The organism is Rhodococcus sp. 4CII (assembly GCF_014256275.1).
In the GTDB taxonomy this organism is placed as follows: Bacteria; Actinomycetota; Actinomycetes; order Mycobacteriales; family Mycobacteriaceae; genus Rhodococcus_F; species Rhodococcus_F wratislaviensis_A.
Genome location: NZ_JACCFE010000002.1, coordinates 1,333,470 through 1,352,952 on the forward strand (window position 1 = coordinate 1,333,470; position 19,483 = coordinate 1,352,952).

Consider the following 19,483-nt stretch of genomic DNA (forward strand, 5'->3'; position numbering starts at 1 on the left):
GACATCCGGTGTTGCTCGGTCGGTATCTTGTCCGGTTTGCATTCCACCACACTCACAACGGTCCCGCCAGCCACTTGCACTACATCCGTCACATCGGACACTCGCGAACCGCAGGCACCCTCAGTTCAGCGGAAGAACACCGCGGCCTGGTCCGCCAGATCCAGTGCCCCCTGCGGCAGGATCCCGAGCACCACGGTCACCACCACTCCGACGGCGATGGCCGCGGCGGTGAACATGCTGGGCACCACGATCGTCGGGGCGTCGCTCTGCGGTTCCGAGAAGAACATCAGCACGATGACCCGGACGTAGAAGAACGCCGCGATCGCGCTGCTGACGACACCGACGAGAACGAGCGGAGCGGCGCCTCCCTCGACGGCCGCCTGGAAGACCGCGAACTTGCTGACGAACCCACTCGTCAACGGGATTCCGGCGAACGCGAGCAGGAACAGGGCGAAGACCCCGCCCACGAGCGGCGACCGCCGCCCCAGCCCCGCCCAGCGGGACAGGTCTGTTGCCTCACCCCGGCTGTCGCGCACCAGGGTGACGACTGCGAACGCCCCGAGCGTGCTGAATCCGTACGCCAGCAGGTAGAACATCGTGGACGACAGGCCCGCCCGGTTGGCCGCGATCAGACCGGTGAGGATGAACCCGGCGTGCGCGACGGACGAGTAGGCGAGCATGCGTTTGACGTCGCTTTGCGTGACCGCCAGGACGGCGCCGACCACCATGGTCAGGATGGCGACTCCCCACATCACGGGCCGCCAGTCGCCGCGCAGGTCCGGCAGTGCCACGTAGAAGATGCGCAGCATCGCGCCGACCGCGGCGACCTTGGTGGCCGCGGCCATGAAGGCGGTGATCGGCGTCGGCGCGCCCTGGTAGACGTCCGGGATCCAGGAGTGGAACGGCACGGCGCCGATCTTGAACAGCAGGCCCACCGACAGCAGCGCGGTACCGATCAGTGCCAGCGCCTTGTCGTCGGTGCCGCGGGCCAGCGCGTCGGCGATCCGCGGCAACTCGACCGTGCCGGCGTAGCCGTACAGCAATGCGACACCGAACAGGAAGAACGCGGACGAGAATGCCCCCAGCAGAAAGTATTTGAGGGCCGCCTCCTGCGACAGGAGGCGGCGGCGCCGCGCCAGCCCGCACAACAGGTACAGCGGCAGCGAGAGCACCTCCAGGGCGACGAACATGGTGAGAAGGTCGTTGGACGCCGGGAACAGGAGCATCCCGCCGACCGCGAACAGCGTGAGGGGAAAGACCTCGGTGTGTCCTGGGGCGGATCGGGTGGCCTCCCGTTCGGCGACGCTGCCGGGGACGGCGAACGCCTGCGGGGTGAACGCGTCGGTTCCCCCTTCCGACTCCGCCCCCGCCGTCGCGGTGACCTCCGCGGTCGCCGCCGCGACCCCGCTGTCGACGCCGCGCTCCGCGATGAGCAGGATCGCGGGGATCGAGATCAGCAGGATGGTGCCCTGCAGGAACAGCGTCGGCCCGTCGACGGCCACCGCGCCCACGACCACCGAGGCGCGGGTCCCGGCGAGCAGGACGACGGCCACGAACGCGGCGGTGAGACCTCCGAGTCCGAGAACGAGGTGGCTCGAGTAGCGGACACGCCGCGGCAGGAACGCCTCGACGAGCACACCGGCGACAGCCACTCCGAACACGATCAGCATGGGCGCCAACCGGCTGTATTCGATGTCCGGCGCGGGCAGCGTCGCGGACTGGGCGAGAACGAGTTCGGAGGGACTCATCTGTGCGTACCTCCCTGGGGGTCCTGCTCGGCGACGGTGGGTGCGGGATCGTGCTCACCGACGGTGACGAGGACGTGACTCACCGCGGGCGTGATGACGTCGAGCACGGGTTTCGGGTAGACGCCGAGGACGAGCAGCAGGGCGATCAGTGGCGCCACCACGGCGATCTCGCGGCGCACGAGGTCGCGCACCGACTCGTTGCCCTCCTTCACCGGCCCGGTCATCATCCGCTGGTAGAGCCACAGCACGTAGATCGCGGCGAGGACGAGCGCGAAAGTCGCCACCACGGCCGCGATCTGGTACCGCGAGAACGTGCCGATCAGGACGAGGAACTCACTGACGAAGGGCGCCAGCCCCGGCAGCGACAGCGTGGCGAGACCCGCCACGAGGAACGTCCCGGCCAGCACCGGGGCGACCTTCTGCACGCCGCCGTAGTCGGCGATGACGCGAGTGCCGCGCCGCGACACCAGGAATCCCGCGATCAGGAACAGGGCCGCAGTCGAGATGCCGTGATTGACCATGTAGAGCGTCGACCCGGCCTGCCCCTGGCTCGTCATGGCGAAGATGCCGAGGATGATGAACCCGAAGTGGGAGATCGACGTGTAGGCGATCAGCCGCATCACGTCGGTCTGCCCGATCGCCAGCACCGCGCCGTAGATGATGCCGATCACCGCCAGCACCGTGACGAACGGTGCGAAGTACGCGGATGCGTCCGGGAACATCTGCAGGCAGAAGCGCAGCATGCCGAACGTGCCGACCTTGTCGACGACGGCCATCATGAGCACCGCGCTGGCCGGCGTGGCCTCCACCGCGGCGCCCGGCAGCCAGGTGTGGAACGGCCACAGCGGCGCCTTGACGGCGAACGCGAACATGAATCCGAGGAACAGCGCCTTCAGCACGCCGGGGTCCGCGTCCAGCCCTTCGGCGACGATCACCCGGAAGTCGAACGTGCCGCCGCCCAAGGCGTCCTGACGGGCCGTCACCACGTACACCCCGATGACCGCCGCGAGCATGACGAGGCCGCCGAACAGGTTGTAGAGCAGGAACTTCACCGCGGCGTACGACTTCCCCACCCCACCGAATCCGCCGATCAGGAAGTACATCGGGATGAGCATCGCCTCGAAGAAGATGTAGAAGAGCAGAACGTCCAGGGCGGTGAACGACACCATCACCATCGCCTCGACCACCAGCGTCAGCGCCACGTACGTGTGGGCCATCCGCCGCCGCGCGTAGTCCGGAGCGGAGTCACCGTCATTCCACCCCGCGAGCAACAGCAGCGGCACGAGAACGGCGGTGAGGAGCACGAGGACCAGCGCGATGCCGTCCAGGCCCAGGATGTACCGGGTGCCGAACGCCGGGATCCAGGCGTGCGATTCGACGAACTGGTACTGCTCGCCGGTCGGATCGAATCGGATCGCGAGCACGACCGCCAGGCACAGCACCACCACGGACACGCCCACTGCTGTCGACTTCGCGAGCGCGCGCCGGTCGACGGGCAGGGCGAGGACGACACCTGCCCCGACGAGTGGCAGCACCCACAGGGCGGTCAGCCACGGAAACCCGCTCACCACAACCTCACCAGCATCGTGGCGACGAGAAGCGCCGCGCCCGCGAACATGAACAGGGCGTACGACCGGACGAACCCGGTCTGCAGGCGCCGGAACCGCATCGACGTCCCGCCGACCAGCGCGGCGAACCCGTTGACGGCGCCGTCGACTCCCTGGTCGTCGACGGCCACGAGCGTTCGCGTCAATTCCTGCCCGGGCCGCATCAACACCGTTTCGTTGAACGCGTCGCCGTACAGATCGTTCCGTGCCGCGACGGTGAGCGCGGTGACCTTCGCCGGCGCGACGTCGGGGACCGGCTGCCGGGCGTACTGGCGGTAGGCCACCGCCACCCCGGCGAGCACCACCACCAGGGTGAGACCCGTGATCGCCCAGACCGGGAGCGCGGGCTCGCCGTGACGGGCTCCGACGACAGGTTCCAGCCAGTGCTGCAGCGAGGACCCGACGGCGAGCAGGGCACCCGCGGCGACCGAGCCGACCGCGAGCAGAATCATCGGCACCGTCATCACCCCCGGCGACTCGTGGGGGTCGGCCTCGGGTTCCCACCGCCGTTGTCCGAAGAAGGTCATCAGCATCACCCTGGTCATGTAGAAGGCGGTGAGTCCCGCGCCCAGCAGCGTCACGGTTCCGAGGACGATGCCCTCGGCGCCCTCGGCGGCGAACGCCGCTTCGATGATCTTGTCCTTGGAGAAGAAGCCGGAAAAGGGCGGAATCCCGATGATCGCCAGGTATCCCAACCCGAACGTGACGAACGTGATCGGCATGAAGGTCCGTAGTCCGCCGTAATGCCGCATGTTCACCTCGTCGTTCATTCCGTGCATCACCGAGCCGGCACCGAGGAACAGGCCGGCCTTGAAGAAGCCGTGGGTCAGCAGGAGCATGATCGCGAACGCGTACCCCGCCGGACCCAGGCCGGCTGCGAGCACCATGTACCCGATCTGGCTCATCGTCGACGCCGCCAGCGCCTTCTTGATGTCGTCCTTCGCGCAGCCGATGATCGCGCCGAACAGCAGCGTCACCGCACCGACGATCACCACGGCCAGTTGTGCATTCGGGGCCAGGTCGAAGATCGCGCCCGAACGGACGATCAGATAGACACCCGCGGTCACCATGGTCGCGGCGTGGATGAGCGCCGACACCGGCGTGGGGCCCTCCATCGCGTCACCGAGCCAGGACTGCAACGGAACCTGCGCCGATTTGCCGCAGGCGGCGAGAAGAAGCGCCAGCCCGATCGCGGTGAGTATCCCCTCGCTCGCGGCCTCGGCGCCCGTGAACACGTCGGCGAATTCGACCGAACCGAACGTCGAGAACATCATCATCATGGCGAAGACCAGGCCCATGTCGCCGACGCGGTTGACCACGAACGCCTTCTTCGCGGCCGCCGCCGCGGTCGGCTTGTACTGCCAGAAGCCGATGAGCAGGTACGACGCGAGACCCACCCCTTCCCAGCCGACGTACAGGCCCAGAAAGTTGTCGGCGAGGACAAGCAGCAGCATCGCGGCGAGGAACAGGTTCAGATAGGCGAAGAACTTCCGGCGCTCCGGGTCGTGCGCCATGTACCCGACCGAGTAGATGTGGATCAGCGAACCGACTCCGGTGATCAGCAATACGAAACACATGGACAGCTGGTCGAGTTGGAGTCCGAAGTCCACCTGCAGTGCGCCGACCGGCACCCAGCTGAACAGAACCTGATGCACCGTGCGGTCGGCCGTGTCCCGGCCCAGCATGTCGACGAAGAACGCGACGCCGAGCGCGAACGAGGCCAGCGCCGTCACACAGCCGAGGAGGTGGCCCCACGAATCGCTGCGCCTGCCGGTCAGCAGAAGCACGGCTGCGCCGAGGAGCGGCAGAACCGGGAGGAGCCACACGGCCGACGAGAGCGTTCCGCTCATGCCGCACCGCCGATCGGGGTGTCGTCGTCGGGCAAAGTCACCTTCTCGAGGATGTGCGTCATCGGGGACCCGTCAGTTCTTGAGGAGGTTGGCGTCGTCGACGGAAGCCGAACGGCGGGAACGGAAGATGGTCATGATGATCGCCAGCCCGACGACCACCTCGGCGGCCGCGACGACCATGGTGAAGAACGCGAAGACCTGACCGTCGAGATTGCCGTGCATGCGGGCGAACGTCACGAACGCCAGATTCGAGGCGTTGAGCATCAGTTCGATGCACATGAACACGATGATCGCGTTGCGCCGGATCAGCACTCCCGCCGCGCCGATCGTGAACAGCAGCGCGGACAGGTAGAGGTAGTTCTCCGGGTTCATCGCCGGCCCCCTTCCTCGGATCCACCGGGTTCGGGGGTCGCGACGTCCGCGGTGCCCAGTGCCCGCGCCGGCAGGCTCGGCCGCCGTTCGAGCGACCGGCTGACGGACAGCTCGGAGAACGTGCCGTCGGGAAGCAACGCCGGGATGTCGACCGCGTTGTGCCGGGCGTAGACGCCCGGGCTGGGCAACGGTGTGACTCGAGCGCCCTCCCGGACACGGTCCTGGGACAGCTCGCGCTGGTCCTTCCGGCGCTCGAAACGCTCGCGGTGGGCGAGCACCATGGCGCCGATCGTCGCGGTGATGAGCAACGCACCGGTGAGCTCGAACGCCCACACGTACCGGACGAACACGAGCTCCGCCAGGCCCTCGACGTTGCCCGCCGCGTTGGCCTCGTTGAGACCGGTGAACGCGGATACGGACGCACTGCCGAGGCCACCGATCAGGAGCAATCCGAAGCCCAGCCCCGCGACGATGGCAGCCACCCGTTGACCGCGCAGGTTCTCGACGAGGGATTCGGAGGAGTCGACGCCGATGAGCATGAGCACGAACAGGAACAGCATCATGACCGCACCGGTGTAGACGACGATCTGCACGACGCCGAGGAACAGCGCGCCCTGCGCGATGTAGAAGACGGCCAGGATGATCATGGTCGTGGCGAGGAAGATTGCCGAGTAGACGGCTTTGGTTGCGCTGACCACTCCCAGCGCGCCGATCACGGCCAGGGTCCCGAGGATCCAGAACTGCACCCCCTCTCCCGTCGAGGTCTGGGTGAAGGGTTCCGCGACCAAGTGGACCGCGGACGGCATCGTGTTCACCACGTCGGCTCTCCTCCCTCGATCACGGCCTGTCCCCCGTCGTGTCCTCGGTCGCGGACGCGTCCTGCGACGCAGCCGCCGCTCCCCCGGTCACAGTGCCGCGGTAGTAGTCCTCGGCCGTGGTGCCGGGGGCCATCGGGTGCGGCGACGCGGCCATGCCGGGTTCGAGCGGCGCCAGCAGCCGGTCCTTCTCGTAGATCAGGCCGGCCCGGTTGTCGTCGGCCATCTCGTATTCGTTGGTCATGGTCAGCGCCCGCGTCGGGCACGCCTCGATGCACAGCCCGCACCCGATGCACCGCAGGTAGTTGATCTGGTAGACGCGGCCGTACCGTTCACCCGGCGAGAAGCGTTCCTCGTCGGTGTTGTCGGCGCCCTCCACGAAGATGGCGTCGGCGGGGCACGCCCAGGCGCACAGTTCGCACCCGATGCACTTCTCCAGCCCGTCCGCGTATCGGTTGAGCTGGTGTCTGCCGTGATAGCGGGGCGCCGTCGGCGCCTTCTCCTCGGGGTAGAACTCGGTGTTCGATTTCTTGAACATCGTCGAGAAGGTCACGCCGAATCCGGCTATGGGGCCGAGGAATTTAGTCATCACTGTTCTCCTGGGTCGATCCGCTGGACTGCGCGCCGGTGACGGAGACGGGCGTGCGCCGGAACGCAGGCAGCGTCTGCCCCGGCATGGGCGGCACCGGATACCCGCCGGCCATGGGGTCGAACGGTTCGAGCGTCTCCGGGGAGAGCTCGGCGCGTCCCCGCGGTGCCGGTGGTTCCTCGGGTGCACGAACTCGGCCCGGACGCAGACGGTTCCACAGCAGCGCCACCACGACCACTGCCACCACCAGGCCCGCGACGACGAGGGCGATCGTCCGGCCGTCGTATCCGTCGTTGCGGAACGCGCGGACGGTGGCGACGATCATGACCCACGCCAGCGAGATCGGAATCAGGATCTTCCAGCCGAGACCCATGAACTGGTCGTACCGCAGCCGGGGCAGGGTGGCGCGCAACCAGACGAAGACGAACAGGAAGCACCAGACCTTGAGCGTGAACCACAACACCGGCCACCAGCCGGAGTTCGCGCCGTCCCACAGGCTGATCGGGAACGGTGCGTGCCAGCCGCCGAGGAACAACGTGGTGGCGAGGGCCGACACCGTCACCATGTTGACGTACTCGGCGAGCATGAACATCGCGAAGCTCAGCGAGGAGTACTCGGTGTGGAAGCCGCCGACCAGTTCACCCTCGGCCTCGGGGAGGTCGAACGGCGCGCGGTTGGTCTCGCCGACCATGGACGTGACGTAGATGAGGAACGACGGCAGCAGCAGGAAGACGTACCAGGTGCGTTCCTGCGCGGCGACGATGCCGGACGTGGACATGGTTCCGGCGTCCAGGAAGACGGCCGCGAACGACAGTGCCATCGCGATCTCGTACGAGATCACCTGCGCCGTCGATCGCAGACCGCCCAGCAACGGGTACGTGGAGCCGGACGCCCAGCCGGCGAGCACGATGCCGTAGACGCCGATCGACGTGGCCGCGAGGACGTAGAGGACGGCCACCGGGAGGTCGGTCAGTTGCAGGGCCGTGTGGTGCCCGAAAATCGAGACCTCGGGTCCGAACGGGATCACGGCGAACGCCATGAACGCCGGCACCGCGGCGATGATCGGGGCGAGGATGTAGATCGGCTTGTCCACACCCTTCGGGACGATCCCCTCCTTGAGAGCGAGCTTGATGCCGTCGGCGAGGCTCTGCAGCATGCCCCGCGGGCCCACGCGGTTCGGGCCGACGCGCATCTGCATCCAGGCCATCACCTTGCGTTCGGCGAGGATCGTCAGGAGCGGTGTGAGGACGAGGAACACGAAGATCGCCAGAGCCTTGCCGACCACCAGCCACCACGGGTCGTGACCGAAGAGCGCGGGGTCGGGGTAGACGGCGTCGATCGTCACAGCGCACCTCCCGGGACGGTGCCGCCGGTGTCGGCCGCACGGCGGACGTGGACGACGCTCCCCGCGACCGCGGCCAGTTGCCGGTAGACCGCGGAGCCGGGCGAGTTGAGGGGCAGCCACACCACCCGGTCCGGCATGTCGGTGATGGTCAGCGGCAGGGTGACGGCGCCCCGTTCCGTCGACACCGTGATCGGGTCTCCTTCGCGCGCACCGGTATCGGCCGCCGTGGCGGCGGACATCCGCACAACCGGGGTGCGGGCCGTGCCCGCCAGGTGAGGTTCCCCGTCCTGGAGCCGTCCCGAGTCGAGCAGCATCCGCCAGGTCGCCAGCACCGCCTCCCCTGGCCCGAGTTCGGGTCGCGGCGGTTGCCGGTGGTCGGGCGGAGCGGAGAAGTCTCCGTCCCAGGCGCCCAGCCGCTCGAGTTCGCGACGTGCTGTCGCGGCATCGGGAAGAGCGAGCGGGACACCCATTTCGCCGGCGATGGCGTGCAGAACCCGCTGGTCGGGCATCGCACCCGTGTTGCGGAGCGCGGTGTCGAAATCGCGAACGCGGCCCTCCCAGTCGAGGAACGCACCAGGCTTCTCCATGACCGGCGCGACGGGGAACACCACGTCCGCACGGGCGGTGATCGCACTGTGGCGCAGTTCCAGGCTGACCACGAATCCGGCCGCGTCGACGGCGGCCGACGCGGCGTCCGGGTCGGGAAGGTCGTCGGCCTCCACCCCGCCGATCAGCAACGCGCCGAGCGTCTTCGCGGCGGCCGCCGCGAGAATGCCCGTGGTGTCGCGGCCCACGGTGTCCGGCAGATCGGCGACGTTCCACACGGACGCGACCTGCCGCCGGGCCACGGGATCGCCGACCGGCCGGCCGCCCGGGAGCAGTCCGGGCAGCGCCCCCGCCTCCAGTGCACCGCGTTCACCGGCCCGCCGCGGCACCCATGCCAGCCGAGCCCCGGTGTCGTCGGCGAGCCGGACCGCCGCGGACAGCGCCCCCGGCACCGCGGCGAGTCTCTCCCCGACCATGATCACCGCGCCCGGTCGACGCAGGAGTGCGGTGACGCCCGACTCCCGATCACCGGTACGGAGTCCGTCGAGGACCTCCGGCTCCGCATTCGGCGCGGCGGGCAACAGCGTGCCCGTCATCTTCGCCAGGCCACGGGACGCGTACGGAGCCACCGAATAGACCGGAACGGACTTCGCGCGGGCGGCCTTGCGCAGCCGCAGAAACACGATCGGCGACTCCTCCTCCGGCTCGAATCCGACGAGGAGGACCACCGGTGCGGCGTCCAGATCCTCGTAGGTGACGGCCAGACGCTGCCCCGCCACCCGGGCGGCCAGGAATTCGGCCTCCTCCGCGGAGTGCGCGCGGGCGCGGAAGTCGATGTCGTTGGTGCCGAGCGCCGTTCGCGCGAATTTCGCGTAAGCGTAGGCGTCCTCCCACGTGGACCGGCCCCCGACGAGAACGCCCACACTGCCCCGCGCGGCAGCCAGCCCCCGCGCCGCAGCAGCCAGCGCCTCCGACCAGGAGGCGGGTGCCAGTACGCCGTCGTCGCCGCGGACCAGAGGCGTGCCGATCCGGTCGCGCTGCGTGGCATACGCGAACGCCCACCGGCCCTTGTCGCAGTTCCATTCCTCGTTGACCTCGGGGTCGTCGCCCGCCAGCCGACGCAGCACAGTGCCCCGGCGATGATCGGTGCGCTGCGCACAGCCGCTGGCGCAGTGCTCACACACGCTCGGACTGGAGATCAGGTCGAACGGCCGGGCCCGGAACCGATACGCCGTACCGGTCAGCGCACCCACCGGGCAGATCTGGACCGTGTTGCCGGAGAAATACGACTCGAACGGCTCCTTCGCGTAGATCCCCACCTGCTGCAGCGCACCGCGTTCCTGCAGTTCGATGAACGGATCACCGGCAACCTGCTGAGAGAATCGGGTGCACCGCGCGCACAGCACACACCGCTCACGGTCCAGCAGGACCTCCGTCGACAACGGAATCGGCTTCGGGAACGTGCGCTTGACCTCCCCGAACCGCGACTCCGCACGCCCGTTCGACATCGCCTGATTCTGCAGCGGGCACTCGCCGCCCTTGTCACACACCGGGCAGTCGAGCGGATGGTTGATCAACAGCAACTCCATCACACCCTTCTGCGCCTTGTCGGCGACCGGTGACGTGAGCTGCGTGTGCACCACCATGCCGTCCGTGACCGTGGTGGTACACGACGCGAGCGGCTTGCGCTGACCCTCCACATCGACGAGGCACTGACGACACGCCCCGACCGGATCGAGCAACGGGTGGTCACAGAACCGCGGGATCTGAATGCCGATCATCTCCGCCGCGCGAATCACCAACGTGCCCTTCGGGACACTCACCTCGACACCGTCGATGACGACACTCACTGCTGTACCAGGGCTCGCTCCGCTCGCGGGCACCGGGGCTTTCACGCCCGCCCTTCCCTCGTCACTCATCCGCTGCGCTCCCTCGCTCCGGAACATGGCTCGCTCCGCTCGCGGGCGCCAGGGCCTTCACGCGCGCCCTTCCCTCGTCACTCACTCGCTGCGCTCCCTCGCTTCTCAGTCCAGACCGCGCGGTCCCCGCGCCGGTCGGGGCGGGCATCACGCGTCCACTCCAGCCATCAGCGTGGACTGATGGGGGTCGAACGGGCAGCCGGCCCGCTCGAAGTGCGCAAGGTACTCGTCGCGGAAGTACTTGATGGAGGACATGATCGGGCTCGCCGCACCGTCACCGAGAGCGCAGAACGACTTGCCGAGAATGTTGTCGGCGATGTCGAGGAGCTTCTCCAGATCGGCGTCGGTCCCCTCCCCCCGCTCGAGGCGCTCCAATATCTGCACCAGCCAATAGGTGCCCTCCCGGCAGGGGGTGCACTTGCCGCACGACTCGTGCTCGTAGAACTCGGTCCAGCGGAGCACAGCGCGCACCACGCACGTCGTTTCGTCGAAGATCTGTAGAGCCTTGGTGCCCAGCATCGATCCTGCGGCCCCGACACCTTCGTAGTCGAGCGCGACGTCGAGATGCTCGTCGGTGAAGATCGGCGTCGACGAGCCGCCAGGGGTCCAGAACTTCAACCGGTGCCCGGCGCGAACTCCTCCCGCGTACTCGAGCAGCTCACGCAGGGTGATCCCGAGCGGCGCCTCGTACTGCCCGGGTGTGGTCACGTGCCCGGACAGCGAGTACAGGGTGAAACCGGGCGACTTCTCGCTGCCCATCGACCGGAACCACTCGATGCCGTTCACGATGATCGGCGGGACACTCGCGATCGACTCGACGTTGTTGACGACGGTCGGTGACGCGTAGAGACCGGCCACCGCGGGGAACGGCGGGCGCAGCCTGGGCTGACCCCGGCGCCCCTCCAGCGAGTCGAGCAGCGCCGTCTCCTCCCCGCAGATGTACGCCCCGGCACCCGCGTGGACCACCAGTTCGAGGTCGAAGCCGGTACCCAGAATGTTCTTCCCCAGATAGCCCGCCGCGTACGCCTCCGCGACCGCGGCCTGCAGCCGGCGCAGCACCGGCACCACCTCACCGCGGACATAGATGAACGCGTGCCCGGCGCGGATCGCGTACGCCGCGATGATGACGCCCTCGACGAGCGCGTGCGGCGTGGCCAGCAGGAGCGGCATGTCCTTGCAGGTGCCCGGCTCCGACTCGTCGGCGTTGACCACGAGGTAATGCGGCTTGTCGTCGCCCTGCGGGATGAACGACCACTTCATGCCGGTCGGGAACCCGGCACCGCCGCGCCCGCGCAGCCCGGCCTCCTTGATCGTCGAGATGACGTCGTCCGGGTCGGTGCGCAGCGCCTTCTGCAGACCCTCGTACCCGTCGTGGCGCCGGTACGTGTCGAGGGTCCAGGACTCGGGCTCGTCCCAATAGCGGCTGAGGACCGGCGTCAGCGGCATGTCAGTCTCCCTTTCGTCCAGGGTCGGTGGCAGCCGGATCCGTCTCGGAGGTGGAGCGGTCCGGAGGCACCGTCGCGGACGGTGCGGGTGCCGGCTCGCGCTTGGTGGACTCCGCCGCAGCCGACTCGGTGTCCGCCGACTGCCGCTCCGCGATCAACGACGTGGCCCCGGGATCCGGCGCCTCCATACCCAGTTCGCGTGCGACGCGCAGGCCGGCCAGCGTGGCAGCGCCGGCGCCGGCCCCCGACACACCGGGGCGCTCGTCGGGGAACCCCGCGAGAACACGCGCCGTCTCCCGGAACGTGCACAACGTCGCACCCCGGCTCGGCGTCACCTGCTCCCCCGAACGCAGCGCATCGACGAGCGAACGGGCCGACTCCGGTGTCTGGTTGTCGAAGAACTCCCAATTGACCATGACCACCGGGGCGTAATCACACGCCGCGTTGCATTCGATGTGCTCCAGGGTAATCTTGCCGTCCGCAGTGGTACCGCCGTGGGGAAGGTCGAGGTGCTCCTCCAACGCGGCGAGGATCGCGTCGCCGCCCATGATCGCGCACAACGTATTGGTACACACCCCGACGTAATAGTCGCCCGTCGGATCGCGCCGGTACATCGAATAGAACGTCGCCACCGCAGCCACCTCGGCTCCGGTCAACCCGAGCCTGCCGGCACAGAATTCGATCCCCGCCGGCGTGATGCATCCGTCCTCCGCCTGAACCAGATGCAATAGCGGCAGCAACGCCGAACGCGCACTCGGGTACCGCCCGATGACGGCGTCGGCATCGGCGTCGAGCCTCGCCCGGATCTCCGGCGGATATGCCGCACGCGCACCCGGCCGCACCAGCAGCCCGTTCTCCTCCTGCCTCGGTCCGAACTCGATGAAGACGGGTGCCGCTCGCTCGGTCATCGGTCCACTCCCCCCATCACGGGATCGATGCTCGCGACCGCCGCAATGACGTCCGCTACCATCCCGCCCTCACAGGTGGCGGCCACCGACTGCAGATTGGTGAACGACGGATCGCGGAAATGCACACGGAACGGGCGTGTCCCACCGTCGCTCACCATGTGCACACCGAGCTCGCCCCGCGGCGACTCCACCGCTACGTACACCTGCCCCGGCGGCACCCGGAAACCCTCCGTCACCAACTTGAAGTGGTGAATCAGCGACTCCATCGACGAGTCCATGATCTCGCGAACGTGACCGGGCGAGTTTCCCAAACCGTCCGGACCCAGCGTCAGATCCGCGGGCCACGCGATCTTCTTGTCCTCCACCATGATCGGACCCGGGCGCAACTTGTCGAGGCACTGCTCGACGATCTTCAGCGACTCCTTCATCTCGTCGACCCGAATCAGATAGCGGCCGTATGCATCACATCCGGTGGCGGTGCTCACCTCGAACTCGTAATTCTCGTACCCGCAATACGGCTGCGACTTCCGCAAATCGTGCGGCAGACCAGTCGCGCGCAGCATCGGACCGGTGATCCCGAGCGCCATGCACCCGGTCAGATCGAGATACCCGATGCCCTCGGTGCGCCCCTTCCAGATCCGGTTGTCGTTGAGCAGATTCTCCATGTCCCGCAACCGTTCCGGCAGCAACGCCAGCAACTCGCGCACCTTCTCCACCGCACCGGGCGGAAGATCCTGCGACAACCCACCCGGCCGGATGTACGCATGATTCATGCGCAGCCCCGTGATCATCTCGAACACGTCGAGAACCAGCTCACGCTCGCGGAACCCGAACAGCATCGCCGTGACGGCCCCCAGCTCCATGCCACCCGTGGCCAGAGCCACCAGATGCGACGAGATGCGATTGAGCTCCATCAACATCACCCGGACGACACTCGCCCGCTCCGGAACGTGCTCCGTGATGTCGAGCAACTTCTCCACACCCAGGCAATACGCCGTCTCGTTGAAGAACGGCGACAGATAATCCATCCGGGTCACGAACGTCACGCCCTGCGTCCAGTTGCGGTACTCGAGGTTCTTCTCGATCCCCGTGTGCAGATACCCGATGCCGCACCGGGCCTCGGTCACCGTCTCACCCTCGATCTCCAGGATGAGCCGCAACACCCCGTGTGTCGACGGATGCTGCGGACCCATGTTGACGACGATCCGCTCCTCGCGACCCTCCGATCGCGCACCCTCCGACGACGCCTTCACTGCGTCGACGACCTCGTCCCAATCCTGCCCGGCAACCGTGAAAACCGTGTCCTCGCTCATCAGTTGTACCCCCGCCGCTCATCGGGAGGCGCGATCTCCGCACCCTTGTACTCGACGGGAATGCCGCCGAGCGGATAGTCCTTACGCTGTGGATGACCCGACCAATCGTCCGGCATCTCGATCCGCGTCAACGACGGATGGCCGTCGAACACGATCCCGAAGAAGTCGTACGTCTCCCGCTCGTGCCAATCATTCGTCGGATACACGTCATACAGCGACGGAATGTGCGGATCCGCATCCGGCACCGCCACCTCCAACCGGATCCGACGATTGTGCGTAACCGACAACAACGGATACACCGCATGCAACTCACGGCCCACGTCCTGCGGAAAATGCACCCCACTCACACCCAGACACATCTCGAACCGCAAATCCGGCTCATCCCGCAACACCCGCGCCACCAACGGCAAGAACTCCCGCCGCACCCCGAACGTCACCTCACCCCGAAACACCACCACCGATTCCAGCGCCGCCTCGAAACTCACACCCGACTCCCCCAGCGCCGCCGCCAGCCCATCCGCCACCTCATCGAAATACCCCCCATACGGACGCGGCGTACTCCCCGGCAACAACACCGGACGCACCAACCGCCCATACCCCGACGTATCCCCAGTCCCCCGCACCCCGAACAACCCCCGGCGTATACCGATCTGCTCTGGGACATGGCTCGCTGGGACATGGCTCGCTTCGCTCGCGGGCGTCGGAACACGGCTCGCTTCGCTCGCAGGCGCCGGAACACGGCTCGCTTCGCTCGCGGGCGTCTGGTCTTTCTCGTGCGCTCTTCCCTCGTCACTCACTCGCTACGCTCCCTCGTTCCTCAGCCCAGACCGCACGGACCAGACGCCGGGTACTCGGGTCGCTGCGCTCCCACGAAAGACCCGCGCGGCTCGTCGAACCCTGTCGGGCGGTCACCGGAGGAGCCCCTTCATCTGGATGGTGGGGGTGGCAGCCAGGGCGGCCTGCTCCGCCGCACGCGCCACCTCCTCCCGGTGGGCGCCGAGCGGCATCTGCTGGATCTTCTCGTGCAGCGTGAGGATCGCGTTCAGCAACATTTCCGGCCGCGGCGGACAACCGGGCAGATAGATGTCGACGGGGACGATGTGGTCGACGCCCTGCACGATCGCGTAGTTGTTGAACATGCCCCCCGACGACGCGCACACCCCCATCGCCAGCACCCACTTCGGCTCCACCATCTGGTCGTAGATCTGCCGCAGCACCGGAGCCATCTTCTGACTCACCCGGCCCGCGACGATCATCAGATCGGCCTGCCGAGGGGACGCACGGAACGCCTCCATACCGAAGCGCGCGATGTCGAAGCGTCCGCCGGCGGTGGCCATCATCTCGATCGCACAGCACGCGAGCCCGAAACTCGCCGGCCACAGCGAGCCCTTGCGGACGTACCCCGCGAGCCCTTCGACCGTGGTCAGCAGGAAGCCACTCGGCAGCTTCTCCTCGATGCCCATATCCGACTCTTCTCTTCCGACTTAGCTTTTGGATCGCTCACAGGACAGTTCAGTCCCAACTGAGACCGCCACGCCGCCACTCGTACGCATAGGCGACGGAGACGTTGAAGATGAACAGGGCCATGGCCCCGAGACCGAAGAAACCGAGGGCATCGAAATGAACAGCCCACGGATAGAGGAACACGATCTCGATGTCGAAGATGATGAACAGCATGGCCGTCAGGTAGTACTTCACCGGGATGCGTCCCGCGCCCAGAGGCGACGGTGTCGGCTCGATGCCGCACTCGTAGGCGTCGAGCTTCGCACGGTTGTAACGCCTCGGACCGACGATCCTCGCCACGATCACGGAGAACACCGCGAACGCGACCGCAATCGCCCCGAGCACGAGGATCGGCACGTAGACATTCATGCCGTCTCAGCTCCCCTCTTCCCGAGCCTGCCCGCCCGATTCCCGGACGGTCGTTTCCGAAGCTACGCTCTTGTGAGTTATGCCACAGCGTACAAGGGAAGTCGTCGGGCCCGGTCGATTTGACCGAGTCAGTTCCGAGCGATCTCGAACGACGGAAAACCCCTGCGGCACAGGCGCTCGATGCGCGTGCGGGCAGCGGGGAAGGAAGTCAGGAGACCCTAAGCGGAGAGTCGGGTGCGCAGCAGCGCTATGACCGCTTCGGACAACCGGATCGGGTCGAGCGGATGCGGCACCGCGGCCTCGGCCCGCGACCAGGTGGCCAGCCAGGCATCGTCGGCGCGTCCGGTCAGGACGAGGATCGGCGGGCAGCCGTCGACCTCGTCCTTCAGTTGCTTGGCGATGCCCATTCCTCCCGCGGGCACCGCTTCCCCGTCCAGAACCGCCAGGTCGATGCCGCCGGCATCCATGTGCGTGAACACCACCGGAGCCGTCGCCACCTCGAGGTATTCCAACTCCGGCAGATCCGGGTGCGGACGCGTCCCCAGCGCCTGAACGACCTTCTGTCGGGTGCTCGCGTCGTCGCTGTAGACGAGGACACGCAACCGAGCAGGACGGCTGGTGTGGGCGGTCGCGTCGGTCACGGACACGATGCTACCGGTCGCCTGCTCTCCCGAACCGGCGGCACGCGGCGATCGAAAAGCGGCGCGTCGACCTCGAATTGGTCCGGCCCGCCGCAGGACGTGTTCGGCTATAGCCGCCCGGCCAGGGCCAGCGCCGTCGAACCGAGCTTCGGCAGGCGGAGATCGGCGATGGGGGTCAGCATGTTGCCGAGCCGATTGGTGACGAACGCGATCGACAGCCCGGTTTCCGCGTCGGCGAAGGCACCGGACCCACCCAAACCGTAGTGCCCGAAGGTATTCGACGGCTGCCTGCGTCGCGCCACCATCCCCGCGTGATAACCGAGCCGCCAGTTCATCGGAATACCCAGAACGTAGTCACGGGCCGTCGTCTGCACCTCGCTGAGCTGCGCGACGACCTCCGGCGGCAGGAACTCCGCACCTCCGACGGTCCCGCCGTTCGCCAGCGCCCCGTACATCCGCGCGAGCGCCCGGGCACTGAACACGCCGTTCCACCCCGGCATCACGCTGTCGTGGATCGCGGGGTTGCGAACCAGGGCGTCGAACCCCGCGGGCATGCCGGCGTCGGCCACGTCGCGCAGCCCGGGCAGCCTCGACATCGCGAACGACGTCGCACCCCACGGAACGCCGAACGGGTTGATGTGCGGGAAGGTCCTGGCGATCCGGTCGCGTTCGGTCAGCGGAACCTCGTACCAGAACTCCTTCACCCCGAGCGGCTCGGCGACCTCGGCGCGGACGAGGTCCGTGAACGGTGTGCCGGCCGCGCGGGACGTGAGTTCGGCGACGAGCGAGCCGAACGTCACCGCGTGGTACCCGGGGACCTTCAGCCTGCGCTGATCGGGGGTCGCGGCGGCCAGCGCGGCACTGACCAGCGAATGGTCCATCAGGCTCAGCGGACCGGGCACGAGTCCGCGAACCCGGTGCAGCCCGGCACGGTGCGACAACAGTTCACGGACCGTGATCGCGTCCTTGCCCTCGGCCGCGAACTCGGGCCAGTACCGCGCCACCGGCACGTCGTATTCGATGATCCCGCGCCCGGCGAGTCGGTGCAGAACGGTGGATGCGACACCCTTGCCGGTGGAGAACGTGAGGGTGACGGTGTCGGCCTGCCAGAAGGTGTCGCGGCTCGACCATCCCGCCCACACGTCGACGACGGGTTCGCCGTGCAGATAGACGGCCAGTGCGCCGCCGCCCTGGCGGGCGTCGTGGAAGAGTCCGAAGAACTGGTCGACGAGCATCCCGAACCGCCGGTCCACCAGCATTCCCGCCGGCGGCCGGACCGTGCGGCCCATCAACGGCCACGGCGTCGTGGTCGTCATATCGACTTCCCTCGGTCGCTTTCACATCAATGACATGTGCATTTAACTTCCTCTTTACACATGACGGGACGCCGGCGGCATCGCTTCAGAGGCGGTGTGATCGCTTCGTGGCCATACCGCAACGGGAAAGAGTGTCCCGGCGGTGGTGGGGTGACCCGATGCTGATCATTTCGGTTCCAGGGAGTGGAAATAGTCCGACCGGACCTCGACGTCCTCGACGAGTCGCGTCGTGGTCTGGACACCCAGCGAATGCTCCTTCAGCAGGTCGCAAAGCCGATCGCCGTCGATGAGGTCGATCGGCGGCGCCCCGTCCCGCTTGGACTCCGTGCGTGCGTCACCGGTGAAGGTTCCGGTGGTGATGAGCAGACCTTTCTCGCCGCGGCCCGCCATCGCCCCGCGGAAGTCACGCACCGCCCCGGCGCCGACGCTGCCGCTGTACCGCTTGCATTGGAAGAACACCGGGAAACTGAGCAGCGACAGCTGGTAGACCCCCAGCCCCTCGATGTCTCCGTCGCCGCCGCGACCGGTGACGGACGCGCTGGAGAAGCCGGCTTCCCGCAGCAACCGCTGGGTCAGACGCTCGAATGCCGGTGGCGACATCTTCAGCACCGTGTCGAGCAGGAGGTCCTTCCAGTCCGCGTCGTTCTCCGCCTCGGCGATGTTCGCATCGGGTTCGTCCGTCCGGCGGGACGCCGCCTTCGCCGACTTGCGGGCCGCATTCTTCTTGCGATTCTCGGCGGAGAATTCGGCGTGCAGAGGGCGGATCTCGCTCTCGGCGACCTCGCGGCCCTTCTCCGTCACACTCCACACCCCGCGCCGGCTGTTCGTGAGCAGACCCATCCCCTTGAGGTAGGTGCGCGCCCACGCCAACCGGTACTCGATCTCCGTGCTGGGACCGTCTCCGTGCAGCACACCCTGAACGTCGGACGAAAACCCTTCGCGCTCAACGACGGCGCTGTCGAGCTCCTCGTTGGACGCCGAACCACCGAGAGCAATGGCAGCCTGAAGCGCTGGCCAGAGGAGGTCGACGTACTGAGGAACGTGAACAGTCATGGCCACAAGCATGCCGGAATCCACCAGGCGCTCCACACATGGACCCGGATTCCACCGGGCACGCCACACATGGACCCGGATTCCACCGGCACGCCACACATGGACCCGGATTCCACCGGGCACGCCACACCCGGACCCCGATCC

At 67.6% G+C, this 19,483-nt stretch carries 17 protein-coding genes; all 17 read right to left on the bottom strand.

Going from position 1 to position 19,483, the window contains the following annotated elements; genetic code table 11:
* Positions 1-125 precede the first annotated feature (125 nt).
* Positions 126-1,748 carry an NADH-quinone oxidoreductase subunit NuoN gene (gene nuoN, locus H0B43_RS07105; protein WP_185728662.1) on the bottom strand — a complete coding sequence of 541 codons (1,623 nt, stop codon included), beginning with the start codon at positions 1,746-1,748 and terminating at the stop codon, positions 126-128.
* On the bottom strand, positions 1,745-3,316 hold the full coding sequence (locus H0B43_RS07110) for an NADH-quinone oxidoreductase subunit M (protein WP_185728660.1): 1,572 nt from the start codon (positions 3,314-3,316) through the stop codon (positions 1,745-1,747). Before H0B43_RS07110 ends, nuoN begins: the two co-directional genes overlap by 4 nt.
* Positions 3,313-5,205 (bottom strand): NADH-quinone oxidoreductase subunit L, encoded by a 1,893-nt coding sequence (gene nuoL / locus H0B43_RS07115; protein WP_185728658.1) that lies wholly within the window; start codon positions 5,203-5,205, stop codon positions 3,313-3,315. The genes H0B43_RS07110 and nuoL overlap by 4 nt, the downstream gene beginning before the upstream one ends.
* Positions 5,206-5,277: 72 nt before the next feature.
* Positions 5,278-5,577: an NADH-quinone oxidoreductase subunit NuoK gene (gene nuoK, locus H0B43_RS07120; RefSeq protein WP_005239116.1), complete on the bottom strand. Its 300-nt coding sequence runs from the start codon at positions 5,575-5,577 to the stop codon at positions 5,278-5,280.
* On the bottom strand, positions 5,574-6,383 hold the full coding sequence (locus H0B43_RS07125) for an NADH-quinone oxidoreductase subunit J (protein ID WP_185730076.1): 810 nt from the start codon (positions 6,381-6,383) through the stop codon (positions 5,574-5,576). Before H0B43_RS07125 ends, nuoK begins: the two co-directional genes overlap by 4 nt.
* Before the next feature lie 31 nt (positions 6,384-6,414).
* On the bottom strand, positions 6,415-6,981 hold the full coding sequence (gene nuoI / locus H0B43_RS07130) for an NADH-quinone oxidoreductase subunit NuoI (RefSeq protein WP_185728656.1): 567 nt from the start codon (positions 6,979-6,981) through the stop codon (positions 6,415-6,417).
* Positions 6,974-8,326 (bottom strand): NADH-quinone oxidoreductase subunit NuoH, encoded by a 1,353-nt coding sequence (gene nuoH, locus H0B43_RS07135; protein WP_185728654.1) that lies wholly within the window; start codon positions 8,324-8,326, stop codon positions 6,974-6,976. Before nuoH ends, nuoI begins: the two co-directional genes overlap by 8 nt.
* A complete protein-coding gene (locus H0B43_RS07140; RefSeq protein ID WP_213015092.1) occupies positions 8,323-10,791 on the bottom strand; it encodes an NADH-quinone oxidoreductase subunit G in 2,469 nt (822 codons plus the stop codon). Before H0B43_RS07140 ends, nuoH begins: the two co-directional genes overlap by 4 nt.
* A 147-nt stretch (positions 10,792-10,938) precedes the next feature.
* Positions 10,939-12,237: an NADH-quinone oxidoreductase subunit NuoF gene (gene nuoF, locus H0B43_RS07145; RefSeq protein ID WP_185728652.1), complete on the bottom strand. Its 1,299-nt coding sequence runs from the start codon at positions 12,235-12,237 to the stop codon at positions 10,939-10,941.
* A gap of 1 nt (position 12,238) precedes the next feature.
* Positions 12,239-13,144: an NADH-quinone oxidoreductase subunit NuoE gene (gene nuoE / locus H0B43_RS07150; protein ID WP_185728650.1), complete on the bottom strand. Its 906-nt coding sequence runs from the start codon at positions 13,142-13,144 to the stop codon at positions 12,239-12,241.
* Positions 13,141-14,457, bottom strand: coding sequence for an NADH dehydrogenase (quinone) subunit D (gene nuoD / locus H0B43_RS07155; protein WP_185728648.1), 1,317 nt, complete (start codon positions 14,455-14,457; stop codon positions 13,141-13,143). The genes nuoE and nuoD overlap by 4 nt, the downstream gene beginning before the upstream one ends.
* The gene (locus tag H0B43_RS07160) at positions 14,457-15,254 is read right to left on the bottom strand and encodes an NADH-quinone oxidoreductase subunit C (protein WP_397517484.1); all 798 of its coding nucleotides are present in this window, start codon (positions 15,252-15,254) and stop codon (positions 14,457-14,459) included. The genes nuoD and H0B43_RS07160 overlap by 1 nt, the downstream gene beginning before the upstream one ends.
* A 111-nt stretch (positions 15,255-15,365) precedes the next feature.
* Positions 15,366-15,920, bottom strand: a complete 555-nt coding sequence (locus H0B43_RS07165; protein ID WP_185728646.1) for an NADH-quinone oxidoreductase subunit B family protein — start codon at positions 15,918-15,920, stop codon at positions 15,366-15,368.
* 49 nt (positions 15,921-15,969) lie between these two features.
* On the bottom strand, positions 15,970-16,329 hold the full coding sequence (locus H0B43_RS07170) for an NADH-quinone oxidoreductase subunit A (protein WP_073363447.1): 360 nt from the start codon (positions 16,327-16,329) through the stop codon (positions 15,970-15,972).
* Between the two features lie 218 nt (positions 16,330-16,547).
* Positions 16,548-16,970, bottom strand: coding sequence for a response regulator transcription factor (locus H0B43_RS07175; protein ID WP_185728644.1), 423 nt, complete (start codon positions 16,968-16,970; stop codon positions 16,548-16,550).
* A 107-nt stretch (positions 16,971-17,077) separates the two neighbouring features.
* Entirely contained in the window at positions 17,078-18,286 is a 1,209-nt protein-coding gene (locus H0B43_RS07180; protein WP_185728642.1) for a serine hydrolase domain-containing protein, read from the bottom strand.
* 165 nt (positions 18,287-18,451) lie between these two features.
* A complete protein-coding gene (locus tag H0B43_RS07185) occupies positions 18,452-19,351 on the bottom strand; it encodes a restriction endonuclease (RefSeq protein WP_185728640.1) in 900 nt (299 codons plus the stop codon).
* Positions 19,352-19,483: the final 132 nt, after the last annotated feature.

What these genes read in the sequence shown, in the direction of transcription:
- nuoN (WP_185728662.1), bottom strand. Translation starts at nt 1,748, where the DNA reads ATGAGTCCCTCCGAACTCGTTCTCGCCCAGTCCGCGACGCTGCCCGCG.
- H0B43_RS07140 (WP_213015092.1), bottom strand. Translation starts at nt 10,791, where the DNA reads ATGAGTGACGAGGGAAGGGCGGGCGTGAAAGCCCCGGTGCCCGCGAGC.
- nuoI (WP_185728656.1), bottom strand. Translation starts at nt 6,981, where the DNA reads ATGACTAAATTCCTCGGCCCCATAGCCGGATTCGGCGTGACCTTCTCG.
- H0B43_RS07165 (WP_185728646.1), bottom strand. Translation starts at nt 15,920, where the DNA reads ATGGGCATCGAGGAGAAGCTGCCGAGTGGCTTCCTGCTGACCACGGTC.
- nuoE (WP_185728650.1), bottom strand. Translation starts at nt 13,144, where the DNA reads ATGACCGAGCGAGCGGCACCCGTCTTCATCGAGTTCGGACCGAGGCAG.
- H0B43_RS07125 (WP_185730076.1), bottom strand. Translation starts at nt 6,383, where the DNA reads ATGCCGTCCGCGGTCCACTTGGTCGCGGAACCCTTCACCCAGACCTCG.
- H0B43_RS07170 (WP_073363447.1), bottom strand. Translation starts at nt 16,329, where the DNA reads ATGAATGTCTACGTGCCGATCCTCGTGCTCGGGGCGATTGCGGTCGCG.
- nuoK (WP_005239116.1), bottom strand. Translation starts at nt 5,577, where the DNA reads ATGAACCCGGAGAACTACCTCTACCTGTCCGCGCTGCTGTTCACGATC.
- H0B43_RS07185 (WP_185728640.1), bottom strand. Translation starts at nt 19,351, where the DNA reads ATGCTTGTGGCCATGACTGTTCACGTTCCTCAGTACGTCGACCTCCTC.
- H0B43_RS07180 (WP_185728642.1), bottom strand. Translation starts at nt 18,286, where the DNA reads ATGACGACCACGACGCCGTGGCCGTTGATGGGCCGCACGGTCCGGCCG.
- nuoL (WP_185728658.1), bottom strand. Translation starts at nt 5,205, where the DNA reads ATGAGCGGAACGCTCTCGTCGGCCGTGTGGCTCCTCCCGGTTCTGCCG.
- nuoF (WP_185728652.1), bottom strand. Translation starts at nt 12,237, where the DNA reads ATGCCGCTGACGCCGGTCCTCAGCCGCTATTGGGACGAGCCCGAGTCC.
- nuoD (WP_185728648.1), bottom strand. Translation starts at nt 14,457, where the DNA reads ATGAGCGAGGACACGGTTTTCACGGTTGCCGGGCAGGATTGGGACGAG.